Annotated in this window: 1 protein-coding gene; it reads right to left on the bottom strand. The window is 34.7% G+C overall.

The window, feature by feature from the left end:
* Nucleotides 1–645, bottom strand: a 645-nt coding sequence (locus tag AC1DMU_RS29570) for an NEAT domain-containing protein (protein ID WP_476941695.1), incomplete at both ends; no start/stop codon positions are given.

Below are 645 nucleotides of genomic sequence, written 5' to 3' on the forward strand. Positions count from 1 at the left end.
TTTGCGTTTAATTTTTTAGATAAATCATCTACTTCTAACTCTACTACTTTTGTATTTTGCTCTTTATTCTCACTTAATACTTTTGCATTAACAAAAGAACTATTCTTCTCAAACTCAAACTTTGTAATCCATGCACTATTCGTTAATGTAAACGATACATACTTCTTACCATCTTTCACTTTTAGTACAGCTGGACTCTTTGTATATGTGTTCATCATTGAAATTTCTTCTGTTTGATCTTTTAGAACTTTAAAGCCAATGCTGTATTCACCATCTTTAAGGGCTTTTGGATCAATGGTTGTGTTGTTACCTTGGTTGTTGTTTCCACCTTGGTTATCGTTTTCGCCTTGGTTATCGTTTCCGCCTTGGTTGTTGTTTCCACCTTGGTTATCGTTTCCGCCTTGGTTATCGTTTCCGCCTTGGTTATCGTTTCCGCCTTGGTTATCGTTTCCGCCTTGGTTATCGTTTCCGCCTTGGTTGTCGTTTTCGCCTTGGCTACCTAAAACTTTAATACTATCTTGATCAAATACAAATTGAACATCGTAGAAATGGTGATAATTCATCGCATCAATATCTACTTTTACTTTTGCGTTTAATTTTTTAGATAAATCATCTACTTCTAACTCTACTACTTTTGTATTTTGC

It is taken from the genome of Bacillus sp. 01N45 (assembly GCF_056399205.1).